This window comes from Alteromonas sp. W12 (genome assembly GCF_001924945.1).
Taxonomy (GTDB): Bacteria; Pseudomonadota; Gammaproteobacteria; order Enterobacterales; family Alteromonadaceae; genus Alteromonas; species Alteromonas macleodii.
The window spans coordinates 95,928-122,492 of record NZ_LQXH01000014.1 but is presented as its reverse complement, the minus strand read 5'-3'; the positions used below and the strand labels follow the sequence as shown (position 1 = coordinate 122,492).

At 44.0% G+C, this 26,565-nt stretch carries 26 protein-coding genes; 10 read left to right on the top strand and 16 right to left on the bottom strand.

What is annotated here, in order from left to right:
- Positions 1–6: 6 nt before the first annotated feature.
- The 4 genes from AWH61_RS19855 to cmoA all read right to left on the bottom strand — a co-directional run bounded on the left by AWH61_RS19855 (position 7) and on the right by cmoA (position 3,563).
- Positions 7–816, bottom strand: a complete 810-nt coding sequence (locus AWH61_RS19855) for an HAD-IIB family hydrolase (protein ID WP_014949681.1) — start codon at positions 814–816, stop codon at positions 7–9.
- The gene (locus AWH61_RS19850; protein WP_075178007.1) at positions 813–1,685 is read right to left on the bottom strand and encodes a kinase; all 873 of its coding nucleotides are present in this window, start codon (positions 1,683–1,685) and stop codon (positions 813–815) included. The genes AWH61_RS19855 and AWH61_RS19850 overlap by 4 nt, the downstream gene beginning before the upstream one ends.
- A 94-nt stretch (positions 1,686–1,779) precedes the next feature.
- Positions 1,780–2,778, bottom strand: a complete 999-nt coding sequence (cmoB, locus tag AWH61_RS19845; protein WP_039234580.1) for a tRNA 5-methoxyuridine(34)/uridine 5-oxyacetic acid(34) synthase CmoB — start codon at positions 2,776–2,778, stop codon at positions 1,780–1,782.
- Positions 2,779–2,831: 53 nt separating this feature from the next.
- The gene (cmoA, locus tag AWH61_RS19840; RefSeq protein ID WP_075178006.1) at positions 2,832–3,563 is read right to left on the bottom strand and encodes a carboxy-S-adenosyl-L-methionine synthase CmoA; all 732 of its coding nucleotides are present in this window, start codon (positions 3,561–3,563) and stop codon (positions 2,832–2,834) included.
- A gap of 173 nt (positions 3,564–3,736) precedes the next feature.
- Between cmoA and AWH61_RS19835 the strand changes: the two genes are divergently transcribed.
- Positions 3,737–4,372, top strand: coding sequence for a response regulator transcription factor (locus AWH61_RS19835; RefSeq protein ID WP_075178005.1), 636 nt, complete (start codon positions 3,737–3,739; stop codon positions 4,370–4,372).
- A 35-nt stretch (positions 4,373–4,407) separates the two neighbouring features.
- Here AWH61_RS19835 and AWH61_RS19830 read toward each other — a convergent pair whose 3' ends face one another.
- The 5 genes from AWH61_RS19830 to purM all read right to left on the bottom strand — a co-directional run bounded on the left by AWH61_RS19830 (position 4,408) and on the right by purM (position 10,362).
- Positions 4,408–5,121, bottom strand: a complete 714-nt coding sequence (locus AWH61_RS19830; RefSeq protein ID WP_075178004.1) for a CAP domain-containing protein — start codon at positions 5,119–5,121, stop codon at positions 4,408–4,410.
- The gene (fadE, locus tag AWH61_RS19825) at positions 5,105–7,567 is read right to left on the bottom strand and encodes an acyl-CoA dehydrogenase FadE (protein ID WP_014976690.1); all 2,463 of its coding nucleotides are present in this window, start codon (positions 7,565–7,567) and stop codon (positions 5,105–5,107) included. Before fadE ends, AWH61_RS19830 begins: the two co-directional genes overlap by 17 nt.
- Before the next feature lie 386 nt (positions 7,568–7,953).
- Positions 7,954–8,715 (bottom strand): DUF3108 domain-containing protein, encoded by a 762-nt coding sequence (locus tag AWH61_RS19820; protein ID WP_249922691.1) that lies wholly within the window; start codon positions 8,713–8,715, stop codon positions 7,954–7,956.
- Entirely contained in the window at positions 8,675–9,325 is a 651-nt protein-coding gene (gene purN, locus AWH61_RS19815; protein WP_014979424.1) for a phosphoribosylglycinamide formyltransferase, read from the bottom strand. Before purN ends, AWH61_RS19820 begins: the two co-directional genes overlap by 41 nt.
- Positions 9,322–10,362 carry a phosphoribosylformylglycinamidine cyclo-ligase gene (gene purM / locus AWH61_RS19810; RefSeq protein ID WP_014976688.1) on the bottom strand — a complete coding sequence of 347 codons (1,041 nt, stop codon included), beginning with the start codon at positions 10,360–10,362 and terminating at the stop codon, positions 9,322–9,324. Before purM ends, purN begins: the two co-directional genes overlap by 4 nt.
- 304 nt (positions 10,363–10,666) lie before the next feature.
- On the opposite strand from purM, the gene AWH61_RS19805 reads away from it, so the two are divergent.
- On the top strand, positions 10,667–12,118 hold the full coding sequence (locus tag AWH61_RS19805; protein WP_075178002.1) for a DUF2066 domain-containing protein: 1,452 nt from the start codon (positions 10,667–10,669) through the stop codon (positions 12,116–12,118).
- A 6-nt stretch (positions 12,119–12,124) separates the two neighbouring features.
- Positions 12,125–12,862, top strand: coding sequence for a DnaA regulatory inactivator Hda (gene hda, locus AWH61_RS19800; protein ID WP_075178001.1), 738 nt, complete (start codon positions 12,125–12,127; stop codon positions 12,860–12,862).
- Positions 12,863–12,966: 104 nt separating this feature from the next.
- Here the strand turns inward: hda and AWH61_RS19795 are convergent, their stop codons facing one another.
- The 4 genes from AWH61_RS19795 to arsC all read right to left on the bottom strand — a co-directional run bounded on the left by AWH61_RS19795 (position 12,967) and on the right by arsC (position 16,420).
- Positions 12,967–14,934, bottom strand: coding sequence for a hypothetical protein (locus AWH61_RS19795; protein WP_075178000.1), 1,968 nt, complete (start codon positions 14,932–14,934; stop codon positions 12,967–12,969).
- 43 nt (positions 14,935–14,977) lie between these two features.
- Positions 14,978–15,400 (bottom strand): DUF2069 domain-containing protein, encoded by a 423-nt coding sequence (locus AWH61_RS19790; RefSeq protein WP_039220793.1) that lies wholly within the window; start codon positions 15,398–15,400, stop codon positions 14,978–14,980.
- 76 nt (positions 15,401–15,476) lie between these two features.
- Positions 15,477–16,067, bottom strand: coding sequence for an NAD(P)H:quinone oxidoreductase (gene wrbA / locus AWH61_RS19785; protein WP_075177999.1), 591 nt, complete (start codon positions 16,065–16,067; stop codon positions 15,477–15,479).
- Positions 16,067–16,420, bottom strand: coding sequence for an arsenate reductase (glutaredoxin) (gene arsC, locus AWH61_RS19780; RefSeq protein ID WP_014949666.1), 354 nt, complete (start codon positions 16,418–16,420; stop codon positions 16,067–16,069). The genes wrbA and arsC overlap by 1 nt, the downstream gene beginning before the upstream one ends.
- Before the next feature lie 218 nt (positions 16,421–16,638).
- Between arsC and AWH61_RS19775 the strand changes: the two genes are divergently transcribed.
- Positions 16,639–17,151, top strand: coding sequence for a TlpA family protein disulfide reductase (locus tag AWH61_RS19775; protein ID WP_075177998.1), 513 nt, complete (start codon positions 16,639–16,641; stop codon positions 17,149–17,151).
- 17 nt (positions 17,152–17,168) lie between these two features.
- Here the strand turns inward: AWH61_RS19775 and bepA are convergent, their stop codons facing one another.
- Positions 17,169–18,632, bottom strand: coding sequence for a beta-barrel assembly-enhancing protease (gene bepA, locus AWH61_RS19770; protein WP_014949664.1), 1,464 nt, complete (start codon positions 18,630–18,632; stop codon positions 17,169–17,171).
- Between the two features lie 343 nt (positions 18,633–18,975).
- On the opposite strand from bepA, the gene AWH61_RS19765 reads away from it, so the two are divergent.
- Complete coding sequence (locus AWH61_RS19765; RefSeq protein WP_014949663.1) at positions 18,976–20,049, top strand: AI-2E family transporter; 1,074 nt, start codon at positions 18,976–18,978, stop codon at positions 20,047–20,049.
- 160 nt (positions 20,050–20,209) lie between these two features.
- On the opposite strand, the gene bcp is transcribed toward AWH61_RS19765, so the two are convergent.
- Positions 20,210–20,674: a thioredoxin-dependent thiol peroxidase gene (gene bcp, locus AWH61_RS19760; RefSeq protein WP_014949662.1), complete on the bottom strand. Its 465-nt coding sequence runs from the start codon at positions 20,672–20,674 to the stop codon at positions 20,210–20,212.
- Positions 20,652–21,215, bottom strand: a complete 564-nt coding sequence (locus AWH61_RS19755) for a glycine cleavage system transcriptional repressor (protein ID WP_039234607.1) — start codon at positions 21,213–21,215, stop codon at positions 20,652–20,654. Before AWH61_RS19755 ends, bcp begins: the two co-directional genes overlap by 23 nt.
- A 178-nt stretch (positions 21,216–21,393) precedes the next feature.
- On the opposite strand from AWH61_RS19755, the gene dapA reads away from it, so the two are divergent.
- From dapA to AWH61_RS19730, 5 genes are all read left to right on the top strand, one after another.
- Positions 21,394–22,278 carry a 4-hydroxy-tetrahydrodipicolinate synthase gene (dapA, locus tag AWH61_RS19750; protein WP_014949660.1) on the top strand — a complete coding sequence of 295 codons (885 nt, stop codon included), beginning with the start codon at positions 21,394–21,396 and terminating at the stop codon, positions 22,276–22,278.
- A gap of 12 nt (positions 22,279–22,290) precedes the next feature.
- Positions 22,291–23,394: an NlpB/DapX family lipoprotein gene (gene bamC / locus AWH61_RS19745; RefSeq protein ID WP_075177997.1), complete on the top strand. Its 1,104-nt coding sequence runs from the start codon at positions 22,291–22,293 to the stop codon at positions 23,392–23,394.
- Positions 23,395–23,406: 12 nt separating this feature from the next.
- Positions 23,407–24,120, top strand: coding sequence for a phosphoribosylaminoimidazolesuccinocarboxamide synthase (gene purC, locus AWH61_RS19740; protein WP_014949658.1), 714 nt, complete (start codon positions 23,407–23,409; stop codon positions 24,118–24,120).
- Positions 24,121–24,308: 188 nt separating this feature from the next.
- Positions 24,309–25,184, top strand: a complete 876-nt coding sequence (locus tag AWH61_RS19735; protein WP_075177996.1) for a DMT family transporter — start codon at positions 24,309–24,311, stop codon at positions 25,182–25,184.
- Positions 25,185–25,354: 170 nt separating this feature from the next.
- On the top strand, positions 25,355–26,539 hold the full coding sequence (locus tag AWH61_RS19730) for a diguanylate cyclase (RefSeq protein ID WP_014949656.1): 1,185 nt from the start codon (positions 25,355–25,357) through the stop codon (positions 26,537–26,539).
- Positions 26,540–26,565 lie beyond the last annotated feature (26 nt).

The window sequence follows — 26,565 nt, the reverse complement described above, 5'->3', positions numbered from 1 at the left end:
TCCTGATCATAGGGATAGCAATTGAGTAAGCATTTCGTTCCAGCCTTCAGGGCCGGTTAGGGTGCTGGTATATACCTCTTCTTTTTTTACTGCTGGTGGAGGATTTACCGGGGATAAAATGCGAATGGGGACGTGCGCCGCTTCAAGCATTGCCACGTCGTTCTTACCATCGCCAAGGGCAATAGTGTTTACTTTGGTGGTATGTTGTTTTTGATATTCATTGGCCAGCCACTTGAGGGCCTGGCCTTTATCGCAATTACCTGAAATATGAATGAAGCGGCCGCCTTCCAGAGGGAAAGCACCGCGATCTTTTACTACCTTTAAAAAGCGTTGTTTTTCTTCGTCAGTGCCAAGCCACAAAACCGGCTCGCCAAACTGGCGTTTGGCGGCAAGTGACGCTGACCTTTCGTCAAGCCCAGTACATTCCTGAATTTCTTGAATCGACATTTTTGAGAATTGTTTATACTTGCCGTCAAATTCGCTACCTATTTTTTCAAGTAGCTTAATCCAGTAATTTTTGTTTGAGATAAACGCCTTACACCAGTAGCCATCTATCCAAACCGTACCGCTGGGTTTTTGTTTGAAAAAGCCATGAGGGATGAAAATAGCGGCGCCATTTTCAATAATAAAAGGCCCGTCTAAACCAATACTCTCGCGCAGCGGTTGTAATTCAGCAAAGGTTTTGCTGGTAGTGGGAATAACGGGAATGTCCTTTTTTTCTAATGCCGTTAAAGCCGGTTTCGCCGCCTCAAAAGAGTAGGTATGGTGGTCTAACAGCGTGCCGTCCATATCGGTGAAAACAAGCGTTTTCGTCATCGTTTTACGTCCTGTTTAGTTATCGTTCTTGTTTCATCTAGATAAAACACGGTGTCGCACTTTTCAGACAAGTGACATAATGCGTGTTCAGTGATGCGTTGGTAGTGTTGCACAAAGTTTGCCACTTCTTCATCAGACATCACTCCATCGCTATCTTTTAACGCTTTTTGGGCGAGTTTATGTTCTTGTTCTAACCGCCATTGATACACACAGTCGAAACTCGGTGCTTTCAGCATAATGCGGTAGTCTATTTTGTCGAACAACGTCTGATAATCGCCTGCTAGTTCAGTGTTTACAAAAGAGCGCCAAATGCCCAATGGGTCCTCTACTTCTTCAAGGTGGTTTACTGGCCGTTTAAGTTCGCTAGATGTTTGCGCAATAGCGCCCACACACCATCCTTCAAGTATGATGAAATCGGGTGAAGATTCGATTACAGGCCACTGTTCTTTGGGGAACGGGTTATCTGTAGCTTTGTTAAAGCGGGGCAGCGATGTACGCGTGCCTTTTTCTAAACTGCGAAACGTATTTAACGCTAGAGGAATGTCATGAGTACCCGGTACACCACGAGTTGCTAGAAGCGGGTGAACTTTTATTGCTAGCGCATTTCGCTGCGATTGGTCGTAGTAAAAATCGTCAATTGAGAGTGATACCACTTTTTTGTTGTGGACCGAGGTAAGGAAGGACTCGATAAAACTGGTCAGAGTTGATTTACCTGAACCCTGACTGCCATTTATGCCCACGATAAATGGTTGTGTTGCACCATCATGGTGCTTAAGCAGTTGCTCACATAATGGAGTGAACCATTTTTGTGCAGTTTCTGCATAGGTACTTGGCAATTGATGCGTCGTTAGAAAGCCATGTATATCCATGTTGTCACCTTAATCAATGCAGAATTCGCACGTTCTTCTTGATTAAGATAACAACATTTGTGCCAATAGGGTAACAGAGGCGTGGTCTTACGACTTACTTCTTGTTAGCGACAATAACGGCCCTTTGTGGTGCAGGGTAACCTTCGATAGTGCGAGTAATATCTTCCGGATCGAGAAAATCTTTCAAAGATTGCGTTTCCATCCAAGGCGTTGCGCGCTGCTCATCTAGGGTTGTGTGGTTGATATCTACAACGCGAATATTTTCAAAGCCTAAGCGGCCTAACCAAACAGAGAGGGCTGCAGTGCTCGGTAAGAACCACACATTTCGCATTTGTGCATAGCGTTCACCCGCCATCAATACTGTGTTTTCATCACCATCCACAACAAGGGTTTCAAGAACCAGTTCGCCACCTTTTCTTAGCTGGTCTTTAAGTTGCTGCAGAAACGCCATTGGGTCTTTACGGTGGTAAAGTACACCCATAGAAAACACAGTGTCGAAAGCTCTCAATGGCTGCATGTCTTCAATGCCCATCGGTAGAAAATGGATATTGTCGGAAGGCGCACTACTTTTACTAATAAATTGTTTAATGGCGTGAAACTGAATAAGAAACAGCTGGGTAGGATCTATACCTATTACGTTATTGGCACCTTCACCCAGCATGCGCCACATGTGATAACCACTACCACAGCCTACGTCTAAGACGTTTCGGTCTTTCAGCGAACTAATATGAGGTGCTACGCGGTCCCATTTCCAGTCCGAACGCCACTCTGTATCAATATGAATTCCATGAAGATTAAATGGCCCTTTTCTCCAGGGCATAAACTGCTTTAGTAATCCTTCAATTTGTTTTTGGACATATTCATCTACGTCATTTTCGGTGCCAATGGAAACGCTTGAGGCTAAATCAACACAGCTCGGCGAGGTAGTCGGCAGCTTCGAAAGTAAACGGCACCATTTATCAAACTCACCGTGTTTAGCAGTTCGCTGCCAGGTGTCCATTTGCGCCGGCAGCGTTTGAAGCCAATGTGATAGCGGGCTGTCTATTAACGATTTGTAGCAATCGGTAAACCAAGTTTGTTCTAATTTGCTCATACTGTTCTTAATATGTGTTGGCGTTGCGGAAAGACGGACGTAGCGAGATTTGTTTAGCCTTTAATGGCAACCATAGACGTGAAGTTATAACATTTGTACCACATCACAACATCGGTAAACCCGACTTTTCTCAAGCGAGTATCATGCTCGTTAAATGTATCGGTTAGCATAACTTTTTCTAACGCGGCGCGCTTTTGGCTCACTTCTAGTTCACTATAACCGTTGTCGCGCTTAAATTGATGATGTAAATCTACCAGCAGCTCATTGCCAGTAAGGGTAGGGTGGCGTATTTTTTCTGATAGCACCAACATACCGCCGGGGTTTAACCCATCATAAATGCGCTTTAATAACGCTTCGCGGTCAGCGGGTGGGATAAATTGCAAAGTGAAATTCATCACAACCAAAGAGGCATTCTTAATTTTTACACTTTGTGCAAACCCATGCTGAATAACAATTGGGTTTGGCAGTGTGAAGGTCTGTACGACGCGTTTGCAGCGCTCTACCATTGCTTCTGAAGCATCCACACCAATAATTTCACAAGTATCGTTAGGTAAAGCTCTTGCCACAGATAAACTTGCAGCACCTAAGCTACAGCCAAGATCATAAACGACGGTATTGGGCGTAACGGCAATTTTAGCCAATTCGCCTATGGTGTGAACAATGGTTTCGTATCCAGGCACAGAGCGCTGAATCATATCGGGAAACACATCAACGACAGACTCGTCAAATTTAAAGTCATCTACTTTATTGAGTGCCTTTGCGTATATATTGTCGTGTTTCTTCACAGTGGGTCTTCAATTAACTAATTTGGGGCGCAATTTTACCGTTTGATACGTAAATGCCAATGGAAAACACCAAATTTGTTATATTTTGCGTGATTTTTCTGGTTTAGGGCTTTTCGTTAATGATCTAAAGTATTAATCTATACTCATAATACAATAAGGAAGCAGTAACGCTAATGACAAGAATTCTAGTAGCAGACGATCACCCATTGTTTCGCGAAGCTTTGAGCGGCGCGTTGGAACCTTACTTTGAAAACGCACAGATAATTCAAGCAGGAAGCTTGGATGATGTGATGGCGAAGCTAAACGAATTCGACGGTGTTGAGCTGATCCTTCTTGACCTTAATATGCCTGGCGGTGAATATTTTAACGGCCTTATCACCCTGCGTGAACAATATCCGAATATTCCTGTTGGTGTTGTTTCGGGCAGCGATACTGTTGAGGTTGTCGCTCAAGTAATGAGCCTAGGTGCTCAGGGCTTTATCCCCAAAGTGTCGCAAACACGAGAAATTGCTCAGGCTATTGTAGACATTATTGGTGGCAAAAAGTGGCTTCCAGAAGGTATGGAAGAAGAACTAGAGAAAGTTGACGATGAGCTTAAAGTTCTACTTCAGCGTTTCCGTGAACTTACACCTAAACAGATTCAAGTGCTTTCTTACTTACGCGCAGGCTTAATGAACAAGCAAATCGCTCACGAGATGAACGTTACGGAAGCAACCATTAAAGCACACATTAGTGCCATTCTTCGCAAGCTAGAGATCAACACGCGTACGCAAGCCGTATTGTTGATGGATAAACTTCAACTTAGCTAAACTAAGTATTTATCAAGGGCTAGTAAAAAACCGGATTATTCATCCGGTTTTTTTGTTTTTAGCGTAACCTCACCACTTTTAGTAACTATTCCTAAGCCTTTGTCAGGTACATGTTCAAACTTCTTTTGGCCCTTCAATAGTAGCGTAGTCGAAATTTGAGGCTGTGTTTCCGAATCGGGTAAAGAGGAATCTGCTAGTTTGGTTAGATAGATTGCCCAGTATTCAACATGAGGCGTTGAGTAATCTTTGTAAAAGGCAATGCCAATTTGATCTTGCTCTTGATAAAAGGGTAGTTCAGCAAGTAAATGCTGTCGGTGAGACGTAGAACCTTTCAACGCGTACCATACGTCTTCCGCTGTAGTATAACCACCAGCCAAAGCCTCAACCTGGTTACTCATTGCGTCACCGTAGTAATCGGGCAGAGCTAACCCTGCATCGCGAATGCGGGTATTTGGGCTGCCGCCTAAGAAATGCGAAACTAGCCCTCTCTCAGCCATGTCTTTGGCTTTTGTTTCAGCCAGCATAACAAGCGTAGGATTACATTTTAGTACCGAACGTTGTTGACCTTTGTCGTTAGCAATCAATAAAGAGAGTTCTCTCGCCTGTTCGGTATTTCCGCAGGTTGTTGGATCGGCCAAGCAAAGGCTAGAAAATACGTAGGTGAGTGATGTTAATAGAATGAATCGTTGACGAAAAAGGCCGCGAGAGCGGCCCTTTTGTTTGGGTATGAAATTAAGCAGCTTTGCCACCTCGTTTCTTAGCAGTGGTGTTGGAATTAACCTTCGCTACTAATTCTTCGTGGTCGAAATCATCGACGTTGATAGTGCGAAGTCTTCCAGCTTCAGTCTTACGAAGTAGATTTGCTTCTTCTTCGTTAATAATTCCTTCTGCTAGCGCTTCGTCAGCAAGCACATCTAAACGGGTAAACGGTAGTTTAGCTTTTTTGTGCTTACAAATACGTTCGAAGATAGGCTCACTTGCTAGTACATCATCAAGAGTTTGCTCAAGATCGCCAAACAAACTTCCTTCCTCACGGGTGAGGTACTGACCATAACCTAAACGGCTACGTGCAGTTGAAGGCGTTTGAAGCATTTGTGCAATAGCATGTTCTGTCTTGTCTGAAGGCTTACCAATACGTCGGCCAAACGGAATCACCATAACGCGAAGCGCTGCAGCGATTGCGCGGTTAGGGAAGTTAGCCAAGAAGTCATCAATTGCTGTCTCGATATCGTGCAATGTAGTTTGCATTGCCCAATGTAAAAGCGGTAAATCTTCTTTTAGACGACCTTCTTCGTCGAAGCGTTTAAGCGTTGTACTACCCATGTAAAGGCCACTTAGGATGTCACCTAAACGCGCTGATAAACGCTCGCGACGCTTAAGATCACCACCAAGCACACCCATAGAAACATCGGTTAGTAGTGCTAAGTTTGCACTGTAGCCTTGAAGTAGCTTGTAGTAACGCGCCGTTTCGTCAGTGAACGGTGCGCTGCTGAATGCGCCATTGGTTAACGAGAACCAAATACTGCGAACAGTATTAGCTACCGCAAAGCCAATATGACCGAATACCGCTTTATCAAACGCTTTCAAAGCTTCTTTCTTGTCTTCGATAGACGCAGCTTCTATTTCCTTAAGCACGTAAGGGTGACAACGCATTGCACCTTGACCAAAGATCATCATGTTACGGGTTAGAATGTTTGCACCTTCAACCGTAATTGAAACCGGTACACCTTGATAGCCGCGACCAAGGTAATTGTTTGGCCCAAGCATAACGCCTTTACCGCCGTGAACATCCATCGAATCATTAATGATTTGACGCATCTTCTCGGTTAAGTGGTACTTACAGATAGCCGAGATAACAGAAGGTTTCTCACCAAGGTCTACACCCACCGTTGAGAAGCGTGTTACGCCATCCATCAAATATGCATTACCACCAATGCGCGCAAGCATTTCTTCAACACCTTCCATATGACCTACAGGCATACGGAACTGGCGACGAATACGTGCATATGCACCCGTTGCAAGAGATACTGATTTAGCACCACCAGCAGCAGATGAAGGAAGGGTAATACAGCGACCTACCGACAAACATTCAACCAGCATGCGCCAGCCGCGACCTGCCATTTTCGGACCACCAATGATGTAATCGATTGGAACGAAAATATCTTCACCCTTAATAGGGCCATTTTGGAATGGCGTGTTGAGAGGGAAGTGACGACGACCAATCTCTAAACCTTTAGTGTCGCGAGGAATAAGGGCACATGTTATGCCCGGTTCTTTGTTATCACCGAGAAGACCTTCAGGATCTTGAAGTTTAAAAGCAAGACCAATAACCGTAGCAACAGGCGCAAGGGTGATGTAGCGTTTGTTAAACGTTAGGCGCATACCCAACACTTCTTCGCCATTCCACTCGCCTTTACATACAACGCCAACATCAGGGATCGCACCTGCATCAGAGCCAGCTTCTGGGCCGGTTAATGCAAAACAAGGGATTTCTTCACCGGCAGCAAGACGGGGAAGATAATGATCTTGTTGCTCTTTTGTACCATAGTGCTGAAGTAATTCGCCCGGGCCCAATGAGTTTGGTACACCGACTGTGCTTGATAGCACCGCGCTTACGCCTGCAAGTTTTTGAAGAACGCGAGACTGGGCATATGCCGAAAACTCTAGACCGCCATACTCTTTCTTGATGATCATAGCGAAAAATTTGTGTTCCTTAAGGAACTGCCAGATTTCAGGTGAAAGATCAGCATCTTTATGGTTTATTTGCCATTCATCGACCATTGAGCACACTTTGTCACAAGGACCGTCTAAGAATGCTTGCTCTTCAGCAGTGAGTCGACCTTTCGGAATGCGGTGTAATTTATCCCAGTCTGGCTTGCCGCTGAAAATATCACCGTCCCACCATACCGTACCTGCGTCGATAGCTTCTTGCTCAGTGCTCGACATTTCAGGCATAACTTTGCGGTAGAAGGCTAGCAGCTTCTTAGAGATGTGCTGCTGTCTGATATTTGCAAGCGTGAACGGCAATGTTAAAGCAAGGAACACTACCCAACCAAGCAGGCCGATGTCACCGAAAAGTGTGCCTAAAATCATAACACCTGCGCCCATGGCAACCGCTGTTACCAAGCTGGTTCGCTGATAACTAGCTACCGCTAGTGTCAGAACGACCAGTAAAAACCATATAAAATCTGCCATACTTCACTCCTGAAAGGCGTTAAACGTTACGCTAGTCTTAACTCGAGCATAGTGAGTTGCTTTATGAAAAGCAGTCACAGATCGAGGTCAGACCAGCATGCTGTAAACCTATTATTTAATAGGGCAAAGATCAAGATTTTTACATGAATATTCTATTAACAACGACATAAATAATAGGGTAGTGCGTTATCCGCTCTATAAGTATAGTCGTTGCTTATAAATACTGATTTAGAATGTGAATTGTGTTGCGAAACGAGAAGAGGTTACGTGAGGATAAGACAGCAACAGTGTAAATAAAAAAGCACGTCTGAATGCTAGTTCATAACGTGCTTTATTCAACAGTTGTGAAAAAGTTGTTGAGACAAAAAACGGTTTATCTTTACGCTTTACTGCGTCTCAAACGATTTCAGTTTGATATCGCCCTGTTCATCGCCTTCTTTGAACTGTTGCAGACGAACTAACGTGTAGTTAAGTGATGGCGCAAACCAGGCAAACGTCTCACGCTTATTTGAGTCGCGAATAAGCTTAACTTTTACAGTTTCAATTTTACCGAAAGGTAAAGACAATACCTCTTCATCCACCACTTGAACGCCGTAGTGACGAAGTTCACCACGATAATTCACGAAGTGGTATTCTAGCGATGTCTTACCTTCCGCTAACTGTTTTGCAAGGTCAATACGATAAATTTGGTTATCAAATTCACCGTTCCAATCAAATGTTTCGCCATTCTCGACTGCAATTTTGCGTTGTCCCTGATGACTAAACGTTACCTTAAGCTCTTTATCAGGTCCTGTGCCAGAACGATTATAGTAGTACTCAGAGGGTACGACGGTATTATCATTAACAGTAAAAATAGAATGTTCACTGCGTTTGTCAGACAAGAAAAACTTAGACACTTTTGACGTGTAAATTAGAGAATACTGTTGGTCACCTAATTTCGAGAGCTCAATATTCGCTTCGCCTACGTCGTCACCCCATTTGTATGCGGTATAGGTTGCCTTGTAGGGCTGAAGCGGTAGCTCTGCACTATCCGTTTTTTCTGTACTAGGGTTTGCTTGCGCGGCCACTGAAAGCGATGCTGCTAACAGTGCGCCTAAAGCAAAAGGCTTAGTCGCTTGCATAACCAGATTCTGGTAATTCTTGCTCATCTAAAACTGCCTTATTGTTTCGCATCGATAATCGGCCTGCGCTAAACCAAGATAGCACAAGCGGATAGATACGACGTTCTTGTTCTTGAACACGCTCGGCCAGGTCGCTTGCTGTGTCGTCTTCAAACACAGGTACGCGGCTTTGAATGATAACAGGGCCGCCGTCGAGCTCAGGTGTAACAAAGTGCACGCTAACGCCGTGCTCCTTGTCTCCATTGTCGATAGCTCGCTGATGCGTATTCAAACCTTTGTACTTCGGCAACAAAGATGGATGAATGTTCACTAATTTTCCAGCAAAGCTGTCGACGAACTCCGGTGTTAAGATACGCATAAAGCCCGCAAGAACAACACAGTCTGCGCCAAAAGCCTCAATTTGTGCTTTGAGCGCCCCGTCATAAGACTCTCGTGAATCGAAGCCTGTATGATCTAAGCAAACCGCATTGATCCCAGCTTCCTTAGCACGTTCCAGACCATAAGCAGTAGGGCGATTACTGATCACGCCGCTGATTTCCGCGTTCAGACGACCTGCTTTTATTTCATCGATAATGGCTTGTAAATTGCTGCCATTACCTGAAATAAGTACGCATAGTTTGGTTACACTGTTACTCACGCGTTGATCTCTACTTGCTCTTCGCCATCTTTTGCTGCGATATCACCAATAACCCAAGCATTTTCACCGTGTTGTTTAAGAATGTTCAGCGCAGCATCGGTATCGCTTTCGTCAACAACGATTACAAGGCCAACACCACAGTTAAACGTGCGGTACATTTCGTGGCGAGTCACGTTACCGTTTTCTTGTAACCAAGAGAAGATTGCAGGCCATTCCCAGGTGCTTTCGTCAATAACCACTTTCGCATCTTCAGGTAGCACGCGAGGGATGTTCTCCCAAAAACCACCGCCCGTGATGTGAGAAATAGCGCTCACTTGCACTTCTTCAAGCAATGCCAATACCGATTTAACATAGATGCGAGTAGGCTCAAGAAGTTGGTCGATGATAGGCTTGCCGTTTAGGTCGGCGTTTACATCTGCACCACTAACTTCAATAATCTTCCTAACTAATGAGTAACCGTTTGAGTGAGGGCCCGATGAACCAAGTGCAATTAGTTTTTGACCTGGTTTAACGTTAGTGCCGTCAATAACCTTATCAGCTTCAACCACGCCTACGCAGAAGCCTGCAATATCGTAGTCGCCATCGTGATACATTCCAGGCATTTCGGCTGTTTCACCACCAATTAATGCACAACCTGCTTGCTCACAGCCGGCGCCAATGCCGGTAACAACCGACGCGGCTACATCAACGTCAAGCTTGCCAGTTGCGTAGTAATCTAGAAAGAATAGGGGCTCAGCACCTTGCACAATTAGGTCGTTTACGCACATTGCTACTAAGTCGATACCAACACCGTCATGACGGTTAGCATCCATAGCAACTCTTAGTTTTGTACCCACGCCGTCAGTACCTGAAACAAGTAGCGGCTTTTTATATTTAGTAGGCAGTTCACAAAGTGCACCAAAACCACCCAAGTTACCTTTTACTTCTGGTCTATGGGTTTTCTTGGTAACAGATTTAATGCGTTCAACAAGTTGATTACCTGCATCGATATCTACGCCTGCATCTTTGTAACTTAAAGAGGTTTTATTTTCGCTCACGGTTGGGCCCTGAAACTAAGAGGTAGAAAACCGCGGATTCTACCAGCAAGTCGTCACAAGTCCAATTTGTGAAGGCTATTTTATGCGCTTTTTGATCTTTTTTATTTTAGGGGTGAAATTAAACCCAATATAAAAGACAATAGAAGGCTATCTTTTGGTGAACATCTTGCTTGATAAAATGTCTCGCTCTAAAAAGTAGAGTGAATTGCGCGCGGGTTAGTCCAAGTTTACCGTATATAGGTAAGCGAGATTAACTGACGATTCGATAGGTAAGGAATTGATTTTAAGAGAGTACGGAGTGTCAATGTTAACGGCAGTAAAGCGTAACACCAATGGAACTAATTTAACGAGAGTTAGCTTGAAAGGCATTCTGGGCATTTCATTTCTTGCTGCGCTGACTTACGCCCCCTTTATAAATGCGGCTCAACGCGTTGTGGTCAACGAAGCGCAGATTCAAGTTGAAGATCAAACTCAGCGTACCCAACAAAACGCGCTTAAAAAAGCATTAAGGCAGGTTTTTGTGAAGATGTCGGGCAGCACAAGCGTGCTCGATAATGCCGGTGTTAGAGCAGCCTTATCGTCGCCTCAATCGCTACTTCGCTCCTATCGATTTGCTTTTGACAAAGGCAGGACGTATTACGTTGCGGAGTTCGATCAAGCAAAACTCAATGAACTTCTTCAGCGTGAAATGCTTCCGCTCTGGGGAGATAGACGCCCTGAAACGATAGTGTGGCTTGCGCAGGAAGACGAAAACGAAACTCGCATCATCTTAGACGAATCTCTCAATACAGAATTACAACATACGCTCAAACAAACGGCGAAAGAACGAGGCGTTCCATTAAGTTTGCCTTTAATGGACCTTACCGACAATGTAAATATTTCTACTTATGATGTGTGGGGACGATTTGTTGAGCCTTTGCGCAAAGCATCTACACGCTATAGCGTCGACAACATTATTGGTGCCAGAGTTTATCGTAATGACGCGAGTGCAATTCCTGATTTGCCGGAAAATGTTGTGCCTTCTGGCACAGTAGAATCTCTTGATAGCGTGCTAGATGAAGAAGCACAGTTTAGAGCACAAACTGATGAACAAAGTTTCGATGAGCGAAATCCGCGTGTAGATAATACGGACGCACAGCGCACTTTTTCAGATAACGTTGAGTCTGGTGCGATGAATAACGGTGTTGATGCTCAGTTAAACGACGGTTATGACGCTACAAACCAAAACTTAAATAATGCTGACGGAACCTCGGCGAAGGAGCTGGCGCAGGAAGAGAGCACAACGATGCCGTTCACCATGAACGAGTTTGCCAACTATGCGAAGCGTGCCGATGAAGGTGACTATGCACTAGACTGGGTGTTCGTTGGTGGCGGTAAGGTTAGCTATGGCAGCATATACGGTGATTCGCCCGAAGCTCTTGGCAATCAGTTAATCGATGCCTACTCAAATTACTTATCGTCGCTTTATGCCATCGTAGGAATCGAAGCGTCTGAGCGAGAAGTTATCAAGGTATCGATTGCCAATATTGGCTCGGTAAAAAGTTACGCCAGCGCTACTGACTATTTAAATAGTTTAAGTGTGATTGAAAACGCTACACTAGTAGAGCAATCTGGTTCTGTTGCCACGTACTCACTTACATTAATTGGAACGGTGGACGATTTACTTAACAGTATAAAACTAGAAAGCAAATTACGCCCCGTAACCGATTCGTACGGACAAACCGTGAAAGGACACAGTTTCTATTGGAGCAATTAATTTAGCATGCAGCTGCCTTTGCCTGTCACGCTACCTGTTGACGAAAACTTCGATAGTTTTGTCAATACGGGTAACGAAGAAGTAGTTTCAGTCCTTGAGCAGATTGCAGATGCGCTGCCACACTGGCGCGAGGCTCCTGAATTGGGGCCTTTAGCATCGCTTCAGCTGCCTTTGCTTACTTTACTAGGCAGTACCGCTATCGGTAAAAGTCACTTATTGTTTGCCACTTGTCATCAACTAGCCGAAAAATCGGTTAGTCACCTTTATTTAAATCTTAATAATTACGAAGCGTGGTCGCTCGATATTTTCGAAGGCCTAGAGAATCTTTCGTTAATCGCATTAGACAACATTCACGCGATAGCGGGCGATTTACGTTGGGAAGAAGCGTTGTTCGATTTGTTAAACCGAGTGATTGAGACTAAACAAACCATGGTACTTTGTTCTAGTCACCTAGGCCCATCTAACCCGGCTTTTGTTTTACCTGACTTGCGTTCTCGCTTGGCGTGGGGGGTTATTTATCACGTAAACCAACTGGATGACAATGGTCGTGAAGAAGCCGTGCGCTTACGTGCAGCGGAACGTGGGTTAAAGCTATCAAACCAAGCACTACAGTTTCTTTTGCACCATAGTGAACGAGACCTAAAAAGCCTCATGTCACTATTAGCCCGTTTAGACACACGCTCACTCCAAGAACAAAAACGCTTATCGGTGGGCATGGTTAAGCGCGAGCTTAACCTAAATTAGCCAAAGCGCGAGCTTAACCTAAGATAGCCAAAGCGCGAGCTTAACCTAAGTTAGCCAAAGCGCGAGCTTAACCTAAATTAGTCACAGCGTTGCTGTGTTGCCGTTTATTGTTCTTTTCTTAAACTATGAGCGCTTGATGTGGTGCTAAATTCTTCTGCTACCGTCATTAGAGTTCCATCGGAAGTAACTGAATTGTTTCCGCCGTTCTGTAGCATTAACTTATCGCTCGCAGACTGTACGTTTGGATTTGTACTAGACGCAGAGTCCCGCCAGGAAATATCGTTCGGAAGCAGATAAGGGCTTGGAAGTGACGCTTGAATAGCAGGTACATCGAGTTCGGGTAAAATTCTACTTAATACGTAATCTACGCGCATAGTAACGTTATCATCATTAACACGGTTTCTCTGAGCCCAAGTGGGAATGAAACTGCCGTCTTCCAGTGTCTCTCTTGTAAATACGCCTACATCCGCTTCTGCCTCAAGCCGGTAAAGCATCATGAAGCGCTCGAATAACATGGCGAGATCTTCTCGTTCCGTAAAGTAAGAATAGAAAGCAACCGCACCATCATCCTCAAACCAATTTGCCACTTGTAGCGCGGTATAATTTTGCTGCGTGCTTGAAGCGGTTGCACCGCCGTATCGAACTTCGGCCAAAGCATGGAGTTGTGACGACGTAAGAGGCAATGAAGTTGTTAGCCCCGTAGAAATGGGAGAGCTGTCATCATAAGACGACAGTGGGCTCGCGCTATTGCTGAGTTGTTGCCATTCGGTGTAGTCGAAAAAGTCATTGGCGTGAGCTAGCTCGTGGTATAGCAAATAGCTTAATGCTGCTTCTACGTCGCTCACGTCACGTGGAAGTCTATCTGCTACGTTCGCTGTGCTGATATTAGGGAAATAATAGGCCCCGTTTTTCACGTAGCGCCATGACGTCGTAAAATCGAGCTCACTACCAAAAACACTTCTATAATCTGGGCGAGTATTTAGCGTGTCTCGCTCTTGCGGTGTGCGCCAAAAGTTGTTGGCATCTAAGTAAATGGCACCAGTGGCAACCCAATAAAATGACGGGCGGATATCGTAAGAAATCACAATCGCGTTAGTTGCGCGTAGTAACTTAAGCATGTCATCACGGGTTGCTGAAGTTTCTAAATACGTTCTAAATGCATCGCCCATCCACGGATGCGAGACGTATGTTCTATCTAAAATATCGTCGATAGTGGGGCTTTCGGTGACTTGGCCAATCAGTGGTAGCTGAGAGAATGTACAGCTGTTTGAAACCTTATTGTTATAAACACAATCAACAAGTGCCGACGCGTAAGGGCTGTCGGCTCTATAGGGCTGCATATGCGCGCTTACCGTTTCGGGAATACTTGTCTCGTCATCTACAAAAAAGCCGCTATTGTTAATGTCGATGTTTTTCACTAGAACTTGCGCGCTATCGGTTAACACCTCGCCATTTGAGAGTGTAACGGTACTTTCTATTTCAATGATTGTGTCGTTGCTGACTCGAGGCGCTTGAAAATATATCGAATGAGAATAATCGCCTTCATCAAAGTTGAAGTTATTGACGATTGGTCCAGACGTTTGTTGCCACGTGATATTTGAGATTGTTAACCCTTGCGAGTTAACGGTGTCGACGCGAAGAGAAACTCTGCCACCTTCGGATGCCTCATGACCCAATCGTAATGCGGCAAGCGGCGCGGTACTTTCGTTCGTTTGTAACGTTATGGTGTCTGTAAGCGTTGTGCCATTTTCTAAGCTAACGTTTACGGCGATATCGAAGCTACCTGAAGAGGTAACATCAAAGCCTATAGCCTGCGTGTGAGCACTGAGAGGCTGCTGTGATATGCCTGAGACTTGCCAATCGATATCTACAATAGCGTGGCCAGTAGGCGAGGCGACAGCAAAGTCGACCGCATCGCCTACAACGGCGTTTGTAGGGCCTGAAATGCTAATGGTTGGAGGAATGGAAGGAGTGCTTGGGGCTGAACTATCGCCTGAACCAGAACCTCCACATGCTGCAAGTAACGATAATGATGCGATTACTAATGTAAATTCAGGCAAATGGCGTGTCATATTAACCCCTTGGCAGCACGTGTTTTCGCTGTGTATTACATGATCATTGTTGACCTTGCTCAAAGCGTGCTTTTTCTTCTTGCATCTCTTCTTTGAGCTTTTTAAGGCCCAAACCCAATTCACGACCACGTTTTCTAGCAAACGCACTACAGCCGACAAACATACCCGTGCATAGAATAATCTCTACCACTGCATACCAACGTTCATCAGGTACCGCGTATGCCACAGTGCATCCGTGAATGAGGTAAAACAAAACGACAAAATTGGCCCATGCGTGAGTATATGGCTTGCCTTTTAATATACCCCAGTAAGGTAACAATAAAGGTAAAATATAAAACAAGGCAATAAACAAAGGAGAGTAAGTATGCTCTTTAGTAAATGTAAATTGCCACAGTGTTATCCATACGATTAACCCGGTGTGGCTTATAAGTGCGAGATAGCGATAAAAACGCGTATCTGGTGCCATGGTAATGTCTCCGAAACAATTTGTTTTTTAATGTTCTTTATAAGGTCTACGTTTTATGCGCCAAATAACGTAACTGTTAGGCGTTGTCTGCTAGTTTTTTAGCGAACATTGCAAGTCGCTTACCCTGAGCAATGCATAGCGCTTTTTCATCTGCACTCAATTGCTCTGGTGCGCTCAAACTGTGATGAGCGACGTGTGTTACACCGTAAGGGCTGCCACCCATTGTGGTGTTGTGTAGCGCAGGCTCACTGTAAGGTAGCCCGCAAATCACCATGCCGTGATGGATAAGCGGAACCATCATGGAAAGTAATGTGGATTCCTGGCCGCCGTGCATGGAAGAAGAAGATGTAAATACACACGCAGGCTTGTCAATCAACGCGCCTTTTAACCATTGACTGCTTGTAGAATCCAGAAAGTGTTTTACTGGCGCTGCCATATTGCCGAAACGCGTAGGACTACCTAACGCTAGGGCACTGCACTGTTCGAGTTCCTGAAGGGAAACCTCGGGTACAACAGTAGATGCCGCGTCATTAGCTGCATCGCTGATACTCTTGACTGTACGTACTATCACAGGAACATCTAATGACGATACTCCTTGGGCGATGGCATCAGCTAATCGCTTTGTGCTGCCGTTGCGGCTGTAATAAAGTACGAGAACAGGTTGCACTATACAATTTCCAAAACAGATTCTGGCGGACGACCAATTCTGGCTTTCTCGCCATTTATAACAATGGGACGCTCTATCAACTTAGGCGTGTGAGCCATAGCTTCAAAAAGCGCATTATCAGACAGTGCGCTGTCACCTAAGTTAGCATCTTTATATTCTGCTTCTTTAGTACGCATCATATCTCTAACCGATCCAAGGTTAAGTTTTTTAAATATCTCTTTCAGTTCTTTTGCGTCAAGAGGGTGCTTTAGGTACTCAACAATAACAGGCGCTACACCTTGCTCTTCAAGTAGTGCTAGGGTTTGTCTGCTCTTTGAACAGCGAGGATTGTGAATAATGGTAATGTCTGTCATAAATACTCTTGTTCATGATTATATGAATTGGCGCGAACTATTGCGTTTTTGCCATAGAATATCAAGCAGTTTACCGATAACGGGTAATAAATTCGTACTATTCTTTGTTTACAGCATCGTTTCTGGAAAACGGTGCTTAAAAAGCGTGGTTGAATTTATGTTAGTGCGCGAAGTAAGAATCTGGCACTATGAAAAAATAGTCAAAGTTAGAAGGTTATATGTTGTTGTCACAGCCAAAAAGCAATGCAGGAAAAATAAAGCCTATACTCTTTCTAGTGCTGTTAGCGCTTGTTGCGTTTGCCGGTGCATATACGTATCAGCGTCTTCAACATGACTTTGAAACATTAGATGGAACTGCTTACCTTTGGCAAGATCTTGAGGGGAAGTGGGTTGTGGTAAATTACTTTGCGCCATGGTGTGCACCATGTCTACGAGAAATGCCTGAGCTCGTCACATTTAATCAGTCGCTACCTGACGATACCCGTCTTTTTGCTATTAACTACGACCTTAAAACGAAGCCTGAACTCAAAGCCATGGCTGAGAAGTTTGATATTGATTTGCCTGTTATTATAAGTTCGCCAGACACTAAACTGCCCATGCAAAAACCCCCTTATTTACCAGCAACGTTTATTCTTGGACCTGATGGGAAAATAAAGGATACGATAATGGGAGAAATTACGGCAGCGCATCTGCGTCAGCGCCTAGCTGAATTGAAAGACGCTGACGAATAGCAGGGAAGTGCGATGGTCTAGAGTCGTTGTAAACGCTCTTCTTGGTCGCGAAATTGTTTTATTCTCGCTCTGATTCTTTGTTTTTCAAGGTGATCATCGCCTGCGAAATTATACGCATATTGAAGTTCGTCAACCGCGCGGTTATAAGCACCATACAATGCATATACTTCCGCTTTGCTCTGATGCATTTGCGAGAAACGTTTCGACTTTTGATACGCCTCACTCATCAACTGATGTGCCAATTGATAATCTTTTTTAACCAGCAGGAAATCCTTAAGTAGAGACACCGCTTCTTCATATTTGTTTGCGCTTATGTAAGCATTGGCCTGGTTTAGTGCCAATACTTGATTTCTAGGGTTATGCGTAACGTGAGGTCTTAGCATTTCAACGGCTTTTAAAGGCTCACCTTGAGAAATATAGATATCTGTCATAGCGTCGAGATAAAAGAGGTTTCCTCTATCTTTTGCTATTAACTCATCCATAATGTCTTTGGCTTTTTCAATTTTTTCGGCGCGCATATAAGCAAGCGCTAAACCATATAATGACGCTTCTTTACTGCGCTGTACGTCTTGAGCCACGGCCGCTTCGAAATATTCTACAGCGTAATCAGCTTTAAACGAGTAGCGTGCCTTTATACGTGCTTTAGCCAACTCGAATTGCTTGTTAATGGGTAAGTAGCGTCTAGGATAGTCACCAGCGCGATTTCTCGCATCAGCAATACGGGTTTCGGTTAAAGGGTGAGTGAGCAGCCTTGCGGGTGGACGAGAAACCATGCGGTACTCTTCCGCCATGGTAGAAAAGAATGAAGCAGCCGCACTCGGATCGAAGCCCGCACGAGCAAGCATTGCGATACCAATTCTATCGGCTTCTTGTTCATTTGAACGGGTATAGTCGATTTGCAATTGTGCAGAGGCTGCGGTTCCCGCCTGCATGGCCGCAATTCCCGCTTCTGGGTTGGCCATAGCAATTAGCACCCCGCCGATAAGTGACGCCAAGGCTAGGGGAGATGAGCGCTGCTGCGCCTGCATACGTCGCGCTATGTGGCGTTGAGTTACGTGAGAAATTTCGTGCGCTAGCACCGAAGCCAGTTCACTTTCATTTTCAGCACGACGCATTAAACCCGTGTGAACACCAATGTGACCGCCAAAAAACGCAAATGCGTTAATGGCATCATTATTTACCCAGAAAAATTCAAAAGGAAATTTGGCGTTGTCAGCATGGACAACCAATCGGTTGCCTACATCCTGTAAATATTCATCCAGCACTGGATCTGAGATTACAGGACTTTGACCGCGCATTTGCCGCATTACGGCATCGCCTACAATCATCTCCTTATCAAGCGATATGGCGTCTGACGCAACAACACCTATTTCAGGTAACGCATTTTTATTGCTGTAATTGGCATCTTGTGCAACAGCCGTGAGACTCGATGTGAGCACGAAGGAAAGGGCAACCAAAGATGCTGAAAACTTTTTTCTCATGAACCTACAATCATTGTATACGGTTAATACTGCTTAATCCTTAGAGCGCTAAGTTGCTAAACAGTTTCAAATTTTATTTTTTTCTTATATGCATCATTTTCGAAGACACAAGGCAATATCGCCTATGCCATCTCGTTTATGACACGTCAGTTATACCAATGCGACACAAACGCATCCAGTTTATTTTTTACTGTTGTAACAACCACTCTACACATTAATGCTTATACTGTAAAAACATCATACCAGTTTGATTTTGAAAGATTCTTAAGTGCTACTTATTGCTAAGTGCTAGCGCTATCAACTATGATGCGTGTCCTATTCTTAGTAATTTCTAGGCGTTTATATGATTAGCGTTTTTGGTCGTTGGTACCGACGCAAATTTTCTGATCCTGATGCAGCAATGTTGCTTATCTTGATCCTTTTAACCACGGCAGTGTTGCTATTGTGGGGCGGGCTAATTATGCCTGTGTTGGTTGCAGCAGTGATTGCGTATTTACTCGATTGGCCAGTCTGTCGCTTGGTAAATGTCGGCGTAAGTAGAACGCTCGCCTGCGTCGTTGTAATGCTCGGCTTTATCACTATAACCATATTAACCTTAATTGGCCTTGTTCCAATTATTTCAAAGCAAAGCGTTAACTTGATTCAAGAGACGCCGCTAATATGGCAGAAAGCACAAGAATGGATATTAACGCTTCCGGACAAATATCCAGATTACGTTCAGGTATATCAAATCCATCAAATGATGGAAGGTTTAAATGACAAATTGGTTGAGGTGGGTGAAACCCTTATTTCTGCTTCGTTTAGTAATATCGCCAACTTAGCTGCGTTGCTCGTTTACGTGATCCTCGTACCGCTTATGGTGTTTTTCATGCTAAAAGATAAGCTTTTCTTTTTAGACAGCATATCTCGCTTGCTGCCTAAGGAGCGACGCTTAATTACGCAAGTTGGTCACGAAATGAACTCTCAAATTGCCAACTATATTCGCGGCAAAGTGATCGAGATTATAATTGTGGGCGCGGTGAGCTGCGTAACGTTTGTATTGATGGATTTACGTTATGCTATTTTGCTTGGCGTATTGGTGGGATTTTCAGTACTTATTCCATACATTGGTGCAGCAGTGGTTACTATACCCGTGGCCGTTGTCGCCATGTTTCAGTGGGGTATTTCACCAGAATTTTGGTATTTAATGATAGCGTACGGCATTATTCAAGCGTTAGACGGTAACTTGTTGGTACCGCTGCTATTCTCGGAAGCGGTTAGCTTGCATCCGCTTTATATAATCGTTGCAGTATTAGTGTTTGGAGGTCTTTGGGGTTTCTGGGGCGTATTTTTCGCTATTCCTCTCGCTACCCTCGTGAAGGCGGTAATTACAGCGTGGTCTAGTAACCCCGTTATTGTTCCCGAAGAGGCAAAGTAGTTATTCCCATTTGGCGAACCAGTCAGCGCCATCCAGTACGAGATTCAAAACGAGTACTGATTCAAGTAGGCGTTACAGGTAAACACTGATACGAATTGAGCAAGTATAAAAAAGCCCCGCAAACATAATGTTATCGGGGCTTTTTGAATTCTATACCGGTTTAGCTGTTTAGATAATCAAGTACTACGGTGTGGTGTTCTTTTGTTTTGAACTTGTTGAAAACGTGCTCAATAACACCGTTTTCATCCACGAGGAATGTTTGGCGATGAATGCCATCATACTCTTTACCCATGAACTTTTTAGGTCCCCACACACCAAAAGCATCGGCAACGGCGTGGTCTTCATCAGAAAGCAACGTAAAGTTTAGGTTTTCTTTTTCGATGAATTTAGGCAGGCGTTTAACTGCATCTGGGCTAATTCCTAGCACAACCACATTTTTCGCCGTTAGTTCTTCGTTTACGTCGCGTAAGCCCTGGGCTTGTACTGTGCAACCTGGCGTCATCGCTTTAGGGTAAAAATAAACCAGTACTTTTTTACCTGCGAAATCAGCTAAAGATACGGTTTCATCATTTTGGTTCTGCAATGAGAATTGTGGGGCTTTATCACCAGCTTGTAACGTTTTCATTGGGATCCTTTTTTTGTTTGTCTACAACTTTGCCTGTCACATTTAACGAAGTGAACAGGGACATTAGATCAGATTCTAGTGCGTCTACGTTTTCGTTAGAGGGGAGTGAAACAACAAATTTACAGCGCATATTGTCTTTCCCCGAAGCCTTATCTTTGAATGTGCGCTGTCTGAAAGCACTAATCATTGCATGACGTTCTGCAAAAAAACCAGTTACAGCTTTAATCAGGCCAGCTGCATCTTCACCGCTGAACTCGACATTAAAAAGATGGGCAAGGTTTTGCTTTTCGTGATGGCTAGTGCGCTTCATCATAGAAAGCAGGTCAAGGCGCTGAAATAGCGCAGGTAAAATACATTCAGCTTTTGTGATAGCGCTTTGCGTTCCTTCTATGATCATGGTCAGCGAGAACTCTTTGCCGTAAATGGCTTGCCTGCTATCTAGAATATTGCACTGAGCTTCTGATACCGTCGTTGCAATTTCGCTTAAAATGCCACTTTTGTCTGTCCCCAAGATGGTGACGATAAGTTGGTGTTTCGACATCTACTTCACTTCAATGTTAATAATGTCGGGATGTTAGCACAGAGTTTTTTTATAAGTCAGCGCCTTTTTCTTGCCTTTGAATAAGATATTGTCAAATTCTTGTCATTTTACTTGCGCTATTACTTGTGTTTAAGCACCGACATATTTACCATGTGCGCTCACATTTTTCGGAGAGATTATGTTTACTGGTAGTTACGTAGCACTCGTCACGCCGATGTTCGAAAACGGCGATATTGATTACAAGTCTTTAGAGAAACTTGTGAAGTTTCATGTAGAGCAGGGCACCCACGGTATAGTGTCGGTTGGAACTACTGGTGAGTCAGCAACGCTACCTTTTGATGAACACATCAATGTGGTCAAAGAAACCGTTGCTATGGCATCGGGAGCGATTCCGGTTATTGCCGGCAGTGGCGCAAACTCTACGGCAGAGGCTATTTTTCTTACAGAGCAATTAGGCTCTACAGGTATAGACGGTTTCCTAAGCGTAGTACCTTATTACAATAAGCCTCAACAGGCGGGTATGGTCGCGCACTTTAATGCAATTGCAGACGCTAGTGACTTACCTGTTATTCTTTACAATGTGCCAGGCCGCACCGTAGCCGACATGCTGCCTGAAACGGTGGCTAAATTAGCAACGCACAAAAATATCGTTGGTCTTAAAGACGCGACTGGCAATATTGCACGCCTTAAGGCTACTCAGCCATTGGTTCCCGATGACTTCGTTTTACTTAGCGGCGATGACGGTTCAAGCTGCGAGTTTATGTGTGAAGGCGGTCATGGCGTTATCTCCGTAACGGCTAACATAGTGCCTAAAGCAATCGCACAAATGTGTGAAGCTGCGCTAGAAAATAATTTTGATAAATGTCGCGATATCGATGAAACCATTAAGTTGCTTCATAGCGAGCTATTTATTGAACCAAATCCAGTAATGCCGAAGTGGGCATTGTATAAAATGGGCATGATGGAAAGCGCAGTTATGCGATTACCTATGGTTTTACCGGAACTATCAAGCCAAAAACGTATCGAAGAACTACTAAAAAAATACGCATTGATTTCTGGTTAATAAGGAACACAGATGAAAAGAACGCTGGCTATAGCAAGTTCAGTAGCAATGGTTGCACTTGCAGGTTGTTCAAGCCAAATAGATAGAAAGACCGCGTCTGGCAGCTACGAATACTTAAAAACTAAAGAACAAGAATCGCTAAAAGTACCTTCTGATTTAGATGCACCTGCTTTTTCTCGTGATTTTGCATTACCTGAATTAGGCCAAGAGGCCGACCCGAAGCTAGTGGGCAAATCTTTGATGATTCGTTCGCCTGCGCTTGTTTTACCATTAGTAACTGGCTCCCACATTGAAGAGGGTAAAAGCTCAGCGACTATCTGGTTTGACCAGGTTGACGATAGCCAACCGTTGAGTAGAGCAATTTGGAACTCGCTTTTAAGCTTCTTAGATGAACAAGGTATCGGTGTAGATAGCTTTAGCCCAGAAGAGAAAGTGCTGGTTACTGACTGGATGGTGATAACTAAAGAAATCGAAGGCCCATGGTATAGCTTTACAGATGAAGAAAGCGAAATCGGTCGACGTTTTGAATTCAGCTTAGACGTTAAACCTCACGGCCGTAGTGCTGCGCTTACTGTTGAATTAAAGGACTATATGCAAACATTGGGCAACGATGTGGTTGCAGAAGTCTCTTCAATGGAAGAGCGTCGCGAAGAAGTTGAGGTGTTGAACCAAGTTGTTGGTCACTATGAGTACCAAATTCAGCTAGCAGAGACACGAAGAATTGCTCGTATACGTCAGGGGATCAATACCGAGATGGGCTTTAATGCCGATGGTAATGCGGCGTATATCGTAGAAGCTAAGTATGATGTAGCGTGGCCAAGAATGCTGTTAGTACTGCGTAAGCTTGGTTTTGACGTTAAAGATTTAGATAAATCAAACGGCCTATTATTTGTCACTTACAATGGTGATCAAGGTAGTTGGTGGGATGGTTTATTCTCAAGCGATAAAGAGTTGCTAAAGAAAGGTGACTATCGTTTGAAAGTTGCAAGAGCGGGTGCAGATCGCACGTCAGTTACCTTCATGAATAATGAAAGTGTACCGTTTGAAGCAAATCAGGTTTCCGACCTTTACAGTGCATTTGCTGAGGTCATGTCAGAAGATAACCTTGATATATAACTGAGACTGAGAATGGAAAAACGCGACGAGCTTTACCGCGGTAAAGCAAAAACTGTTTATTACACTGATGATAGCGATAAACTTATTCTTCACTTTAGAAACGACACATCGGCGTTTGATGGTGAGAAGATTGAACAGCTAGAACGCAAAGGTGAAGTAAACAACAAGTTTAATCACTTTATTATGACAAAGCTTGAAGAAGCAGGCATTGCAACGCAAGTTGAGGCGCTGGTTTCTGACACTGAGTCTTTGGTTAAGAAGCTCGACATGATCCCTGTTGAGTGTGTGGTGAGAAACTTGTCTGCTGGCTCTTTAGTTCGCAGACTGGGTGTGGAAGAGGGCAAAGAGCTTAACCCACCTATTTTCGAGTTTTTCTTAAAGAATGATGCACTTCACGACCCAATGGTAAATGACTACCATATTTTATCATTTGGTTGGGCAACCGAAGCGCAAATTGCTGAAATGAAAGCATTGACCTTCAAGGTTAACAGTGTTTTGAAAGCACTCTTTGATGACGCGGGTATGTTGCTTGTAGACTATAAACTAGAGTTTGGTGTCGACAAAGATGGCAATATCGTACTAGGTGATGAGTTCACACCAGATGGCTGTCGCTTGTGGGATAAAGAAACACGTAAAAAGATGGACAAAGACCGCTTTAGACAAGGTTTGGGCTCTGTAGTCGAGACCTATATTGAAGTGGCTGAGCGCTTAGGCTTATCGCTTTAAAACTCTCATAAAGCAATAACTAATTTAAAGAGGACCTTTCGGTCCTCTTTTTCGTTTTTGGCAGTTTGACCTGTCTACGTCGTTGTAAAATATTGTCTCTTGCGTTTAAGCATTTACTTTTCGATGCATTACGGGATAAGTTAGTGTACTGCTGAGCATTTTTGCGTTTAAAACTAGGGAGATTCGGTTTGTTGAAAACCTTTGTATTGGTCGCTATTGCCATGATTGCATTTGCTGCTAATTCGCTACTTTGCCGCATGGCTCTCGCTAACACCGATATAGACCCTGCTAGTTTTACTATCATACGCTTAGCGAGCGGGGCGATAGCGTTGTTACTTTTGTCTTCTTATTTCCAACGTCGCAAAAGTGAGAGCGTGCCTTCTCAAGGCCTTTTTCATGGCCTAAAAACCAACGCCAGCGTACTCGGTGGCATTTCGTTGTTCGTTTACGCTATCTGCTTTTCATATGCCTATATTTCAATGTCCACGGGAACGGGGGCACTTTTATTATTTGGTGCCGTGCAACTCACTATGATTTCTGTAGGGTTGTTCAATGGCGAGCGATTTAAAAAATGGCAGTGGTTGGGGTTTGTGTTGGCATTTTTAGGCCTTGTTATCTTACTGTTGCCTAGCGCGGCAGCACCGCCTCTTTTAGCTGGCGCGGTTATGGTTTTGGCGGGTATGGCTTGGGGCGTCTATTCGCTTTTGGGTAAAAAAAGTAGCTCAGCCCTTTTATCTACATCGGGTAATTTTGTCTATGCCGCGTTTTTCTGTGTTCCTTTGGTTGGTGTGGTTTGCTTCGTGGGCGCAGATAATTTTGTATTAGATAGCGAGGGTGTTTATTACGCGCTTGCATCAGGGGTGTTTGCATCGGGTTGCGGATACGCTATTTGGTACAGCGCGCTTCCCCTTATCAAATCAACCACCGCCGCGACAGTGCAACTGAGCGTGCCTGTCATAGCATCGCTGATGGGGTGGATAGCGCTTGGTGAGCCACTCACAATGCAGATCCTGGTTGCTTCAATAGCTACGTTGGGTGGCATCTACTTGGTTATAAAAAAATAGCGTTTTATACGCTACGTTTAAAACAGAAAAAGCGTTATTTTCCGCCGTGGCGAAATAGTTCTATAAAGTTTAATGGGGGAGCGTTAACGCATATTTCTAGACTAAAGAGCAATATTTGAATTTTCCAACAGTGCTAACGTAGTAGATCACTAAATAATGGGAACGCAGTTATGAACGCAGAAGATCCAATAACGATAAGAAATCCAGGCAGATTGTTAACGCTAACTTATGTTATTTCGCTTTCAGTGATTGCGGTACTGTCTCTGGTTGTTCACTTCATGTTAGATGAAGTCATTTCAGAGCAGAACAATACTGGCAAAATTGTTAACGTAAGTGGTCAGCAACGCATGCTTTCGCAAAGAGCCAGTATGTTTGCGGTCGATTACTTGCAAACTGGCGCTCAAAAATCAAAAAGACTCTCTATAGCTGCGATTGAGAAAATGAAGCAAAACCATCAGTTTCTGCTAGCACCACATTTTGAAGCATTATCAAAAGGTCAACCCAGCCCACTTTCTGAAGAACTGTATAACCTCTATTTTATGCCTCCCTCTGATGTAGATAAGAAAATAAAGTTATTTGAAGGCGAGATAAGGGCCGCACTTTCAGAAAATGGTAATGTTGGCGCTGTCCAGTTTTCTAACGGAAGTTTGATGTTTTTACAACTCGCAGAAAGCGACCTGCTAACACCGTTACACAACATAGTTGGGCAATATGAAAAAGAGAGTTTGGAAAAAGTAAACGACCTTAGAAATGCACAAAACGTAGTGTTGGGCATCATTATTCTCACCATATTAGTTGAAGCGTTTTTCATATTTCGTCCAATGGTGGCAAAGGTAAGTCGTTTTGCCACTAAGCTCCAGCGAGACGCTAATTTTGATTACCTATCTGGTTTGCTAAATCGACGGGCATTTCAGATTGTTTCCCAACAAGCAATAGCGGCTAGTCACCGCTACAAGCGTTCGCTGTCGGTGGTGATGATCGATATCGATTTTTTTAAACGTATCAACGACACTCACGGCCACGACATGGGTGATAAAGCGATTAAGCACGTAGCAAAAATTTTAAAAATGTCTTCGCGTAATGCAGATTGCGTAGCGCGCATTGGCGGTGAGGAATTCGTACTTTTATTGCCTGATACCGACCGCGCAGGCGCCTTCAAGTTAGCTGAAAAGTTAAGAGATCGAATAAGTAAAAACCCTCTAGATGTGAACGGGAAGTTTATTGATATCACTGTTAGTGCGGGTGTATCTTATGTAAAAGAACATCATGACACTATTGAGTCAGCACTATCGGAAGCCGATGACGCATTATATAAAGCCAAAGAGAGCGGCAGAAATAATGTCCAACTGGCTTAACCACGCTATTGAAAGCGTGTTGCACA

Excerpts from the sequence above, each read along its gene's own strand:
- bamC (WP_075177997.1), top strand. The coding sequence starts at position 22,291 with ATGAAAAGAACGCTGGCTATAGCAAGTTCAGTAGCAATGGTTGCACTT.
- AWH61_RS19765 (WP_014949663.1), top strand. The coding sequence starts at position 18,976 with ATGATTAGCGTTTTTGGTCGTTGGTACCGACGCAAATTTTCTGATCCT.
- AWH61_RS19855 (WP_014949681.1), bottom strand. The coding sequence starts at position 816 with ATGACGAAAACGCTTGTTTTCACCGATATGGACGGCACGCTGTTAGAC.
- AWH61_RS19795 (WP_075178000.1), bottom strand. The coding sequence starts at position 14,934 with ATGACACGCCATTTGCCTGAATTTACATTAGTAATCGCATCATTATCG.
- hda (WP_075178001.1), top strand. The coding sequence starts at position 12,125 with ATGCAGCTGCCTTTGCCTGTCACGCTACCTGTTGACGAAAACTTCGAT.
- arsC (WP_014949666.1), bottom strand. The coding sequence starts at position 16,420 with ATGACAGACATTACCATTATTCACAATCCTCGCTGTTCAAAGAGCAGA.
- bcp (WP_014949662.1), bottom strand. The coding sequence starts at position 20,674 with ATGAAAACGTTACAAGCTGGTGATAAAGCCCCACAATTCTCATTGCAG.
- AWH61_RS19805 (WP_075178002.1), top strand. The coding sequence starts at position 10,667 with ATGTTAACGGCAGTAAAGCGTAACACCAATGGAACTAATTTAACGAGA.
- fadE (WP_014976690.1), bottom strand. The coding sequence starts at position 7,567 with ATGGCAGATTTTATATGGTTTTTACTGGTCGTTCTGACACTAGCGGTA.
- dapA (WP_014949660.1), top strand. The coding sequence starts at position 21,394 with ATGTTTACTGGTAGTTACGTAGCACTCGTCACGCCGATGTTCGAAAAC.
- cmoB (WP_039234580.1), bottom strand. The coding sequence starts at position 2,778 with ATGAGCAAATTAGAACAAACTTGGTTTACCGATTGCTACAAATCGTTA.
- AWH61_RS19755 (WP_039234607.1), bottom strand. The coding sequence starts at position 21,215 with ATGTCGAAACACCAACTTATCGTCACCATCTTGGGGACAGACAAAAGT.
- AWH61_RS19730 (WP_014949656.1), top strand. The coding sequence starts at position 25,355 with ATGAACGCAGAAGATCCAATAACGATAAGAAATCCAGGCAGATTGTTA.
- bepA (WP_014949664.1), bottom strand. The coding sequence starts at position 18,632 with ATGAGAAAAAAGTTTTCAGCATCTTTGGTTGCCCTTTCCTTCGTGCTC.
- AWH61_RS19835 (WP_075178005.1), top strand. The coding sequence starts at position 3,737 with ATGACAAGAATTCTAGTAGCAGACGATCACCCATTGTTTCGCGAAGCT.
- AWH61_RS19820 (WP_249922691.1), bottom strand. The coding sequence starts at position 8,715 with ATGAGCAAGAATTACCAGAATCTGGTTATGCAAGCGACTAAGCCTTTT.
- AWH61_RS19775 (WP_075177998.1), top strand. The coding sequence starts at position 16,639 with ATGTTGTTGTCACAGCCAAAAAGCAATGCAGGAAAAATAAAGCCTATA.
- AWH61_RS19790 (WP_039220793.1), bottom strand. The coding sequence starts at position 15,400 with ATGGCACCAGATACGCGTTTTTATCGCTATCTCGCACTTATAAGCCAC.
- AWH61_RS19850 (WP_075178007.1), bottom strand. The coding sequence starts at position 1,685 with ATGGATATACATGGCTTTCTAACGACGCATCAATTGCCAAGTACCTAT.
- purC (WP_014949658.1), top strand. The coding sequence starts at position 23,407 with ATGGAAAAACGCGACGAGCTTTACCGCGGTAAAGCAAAAACTGTTTAT.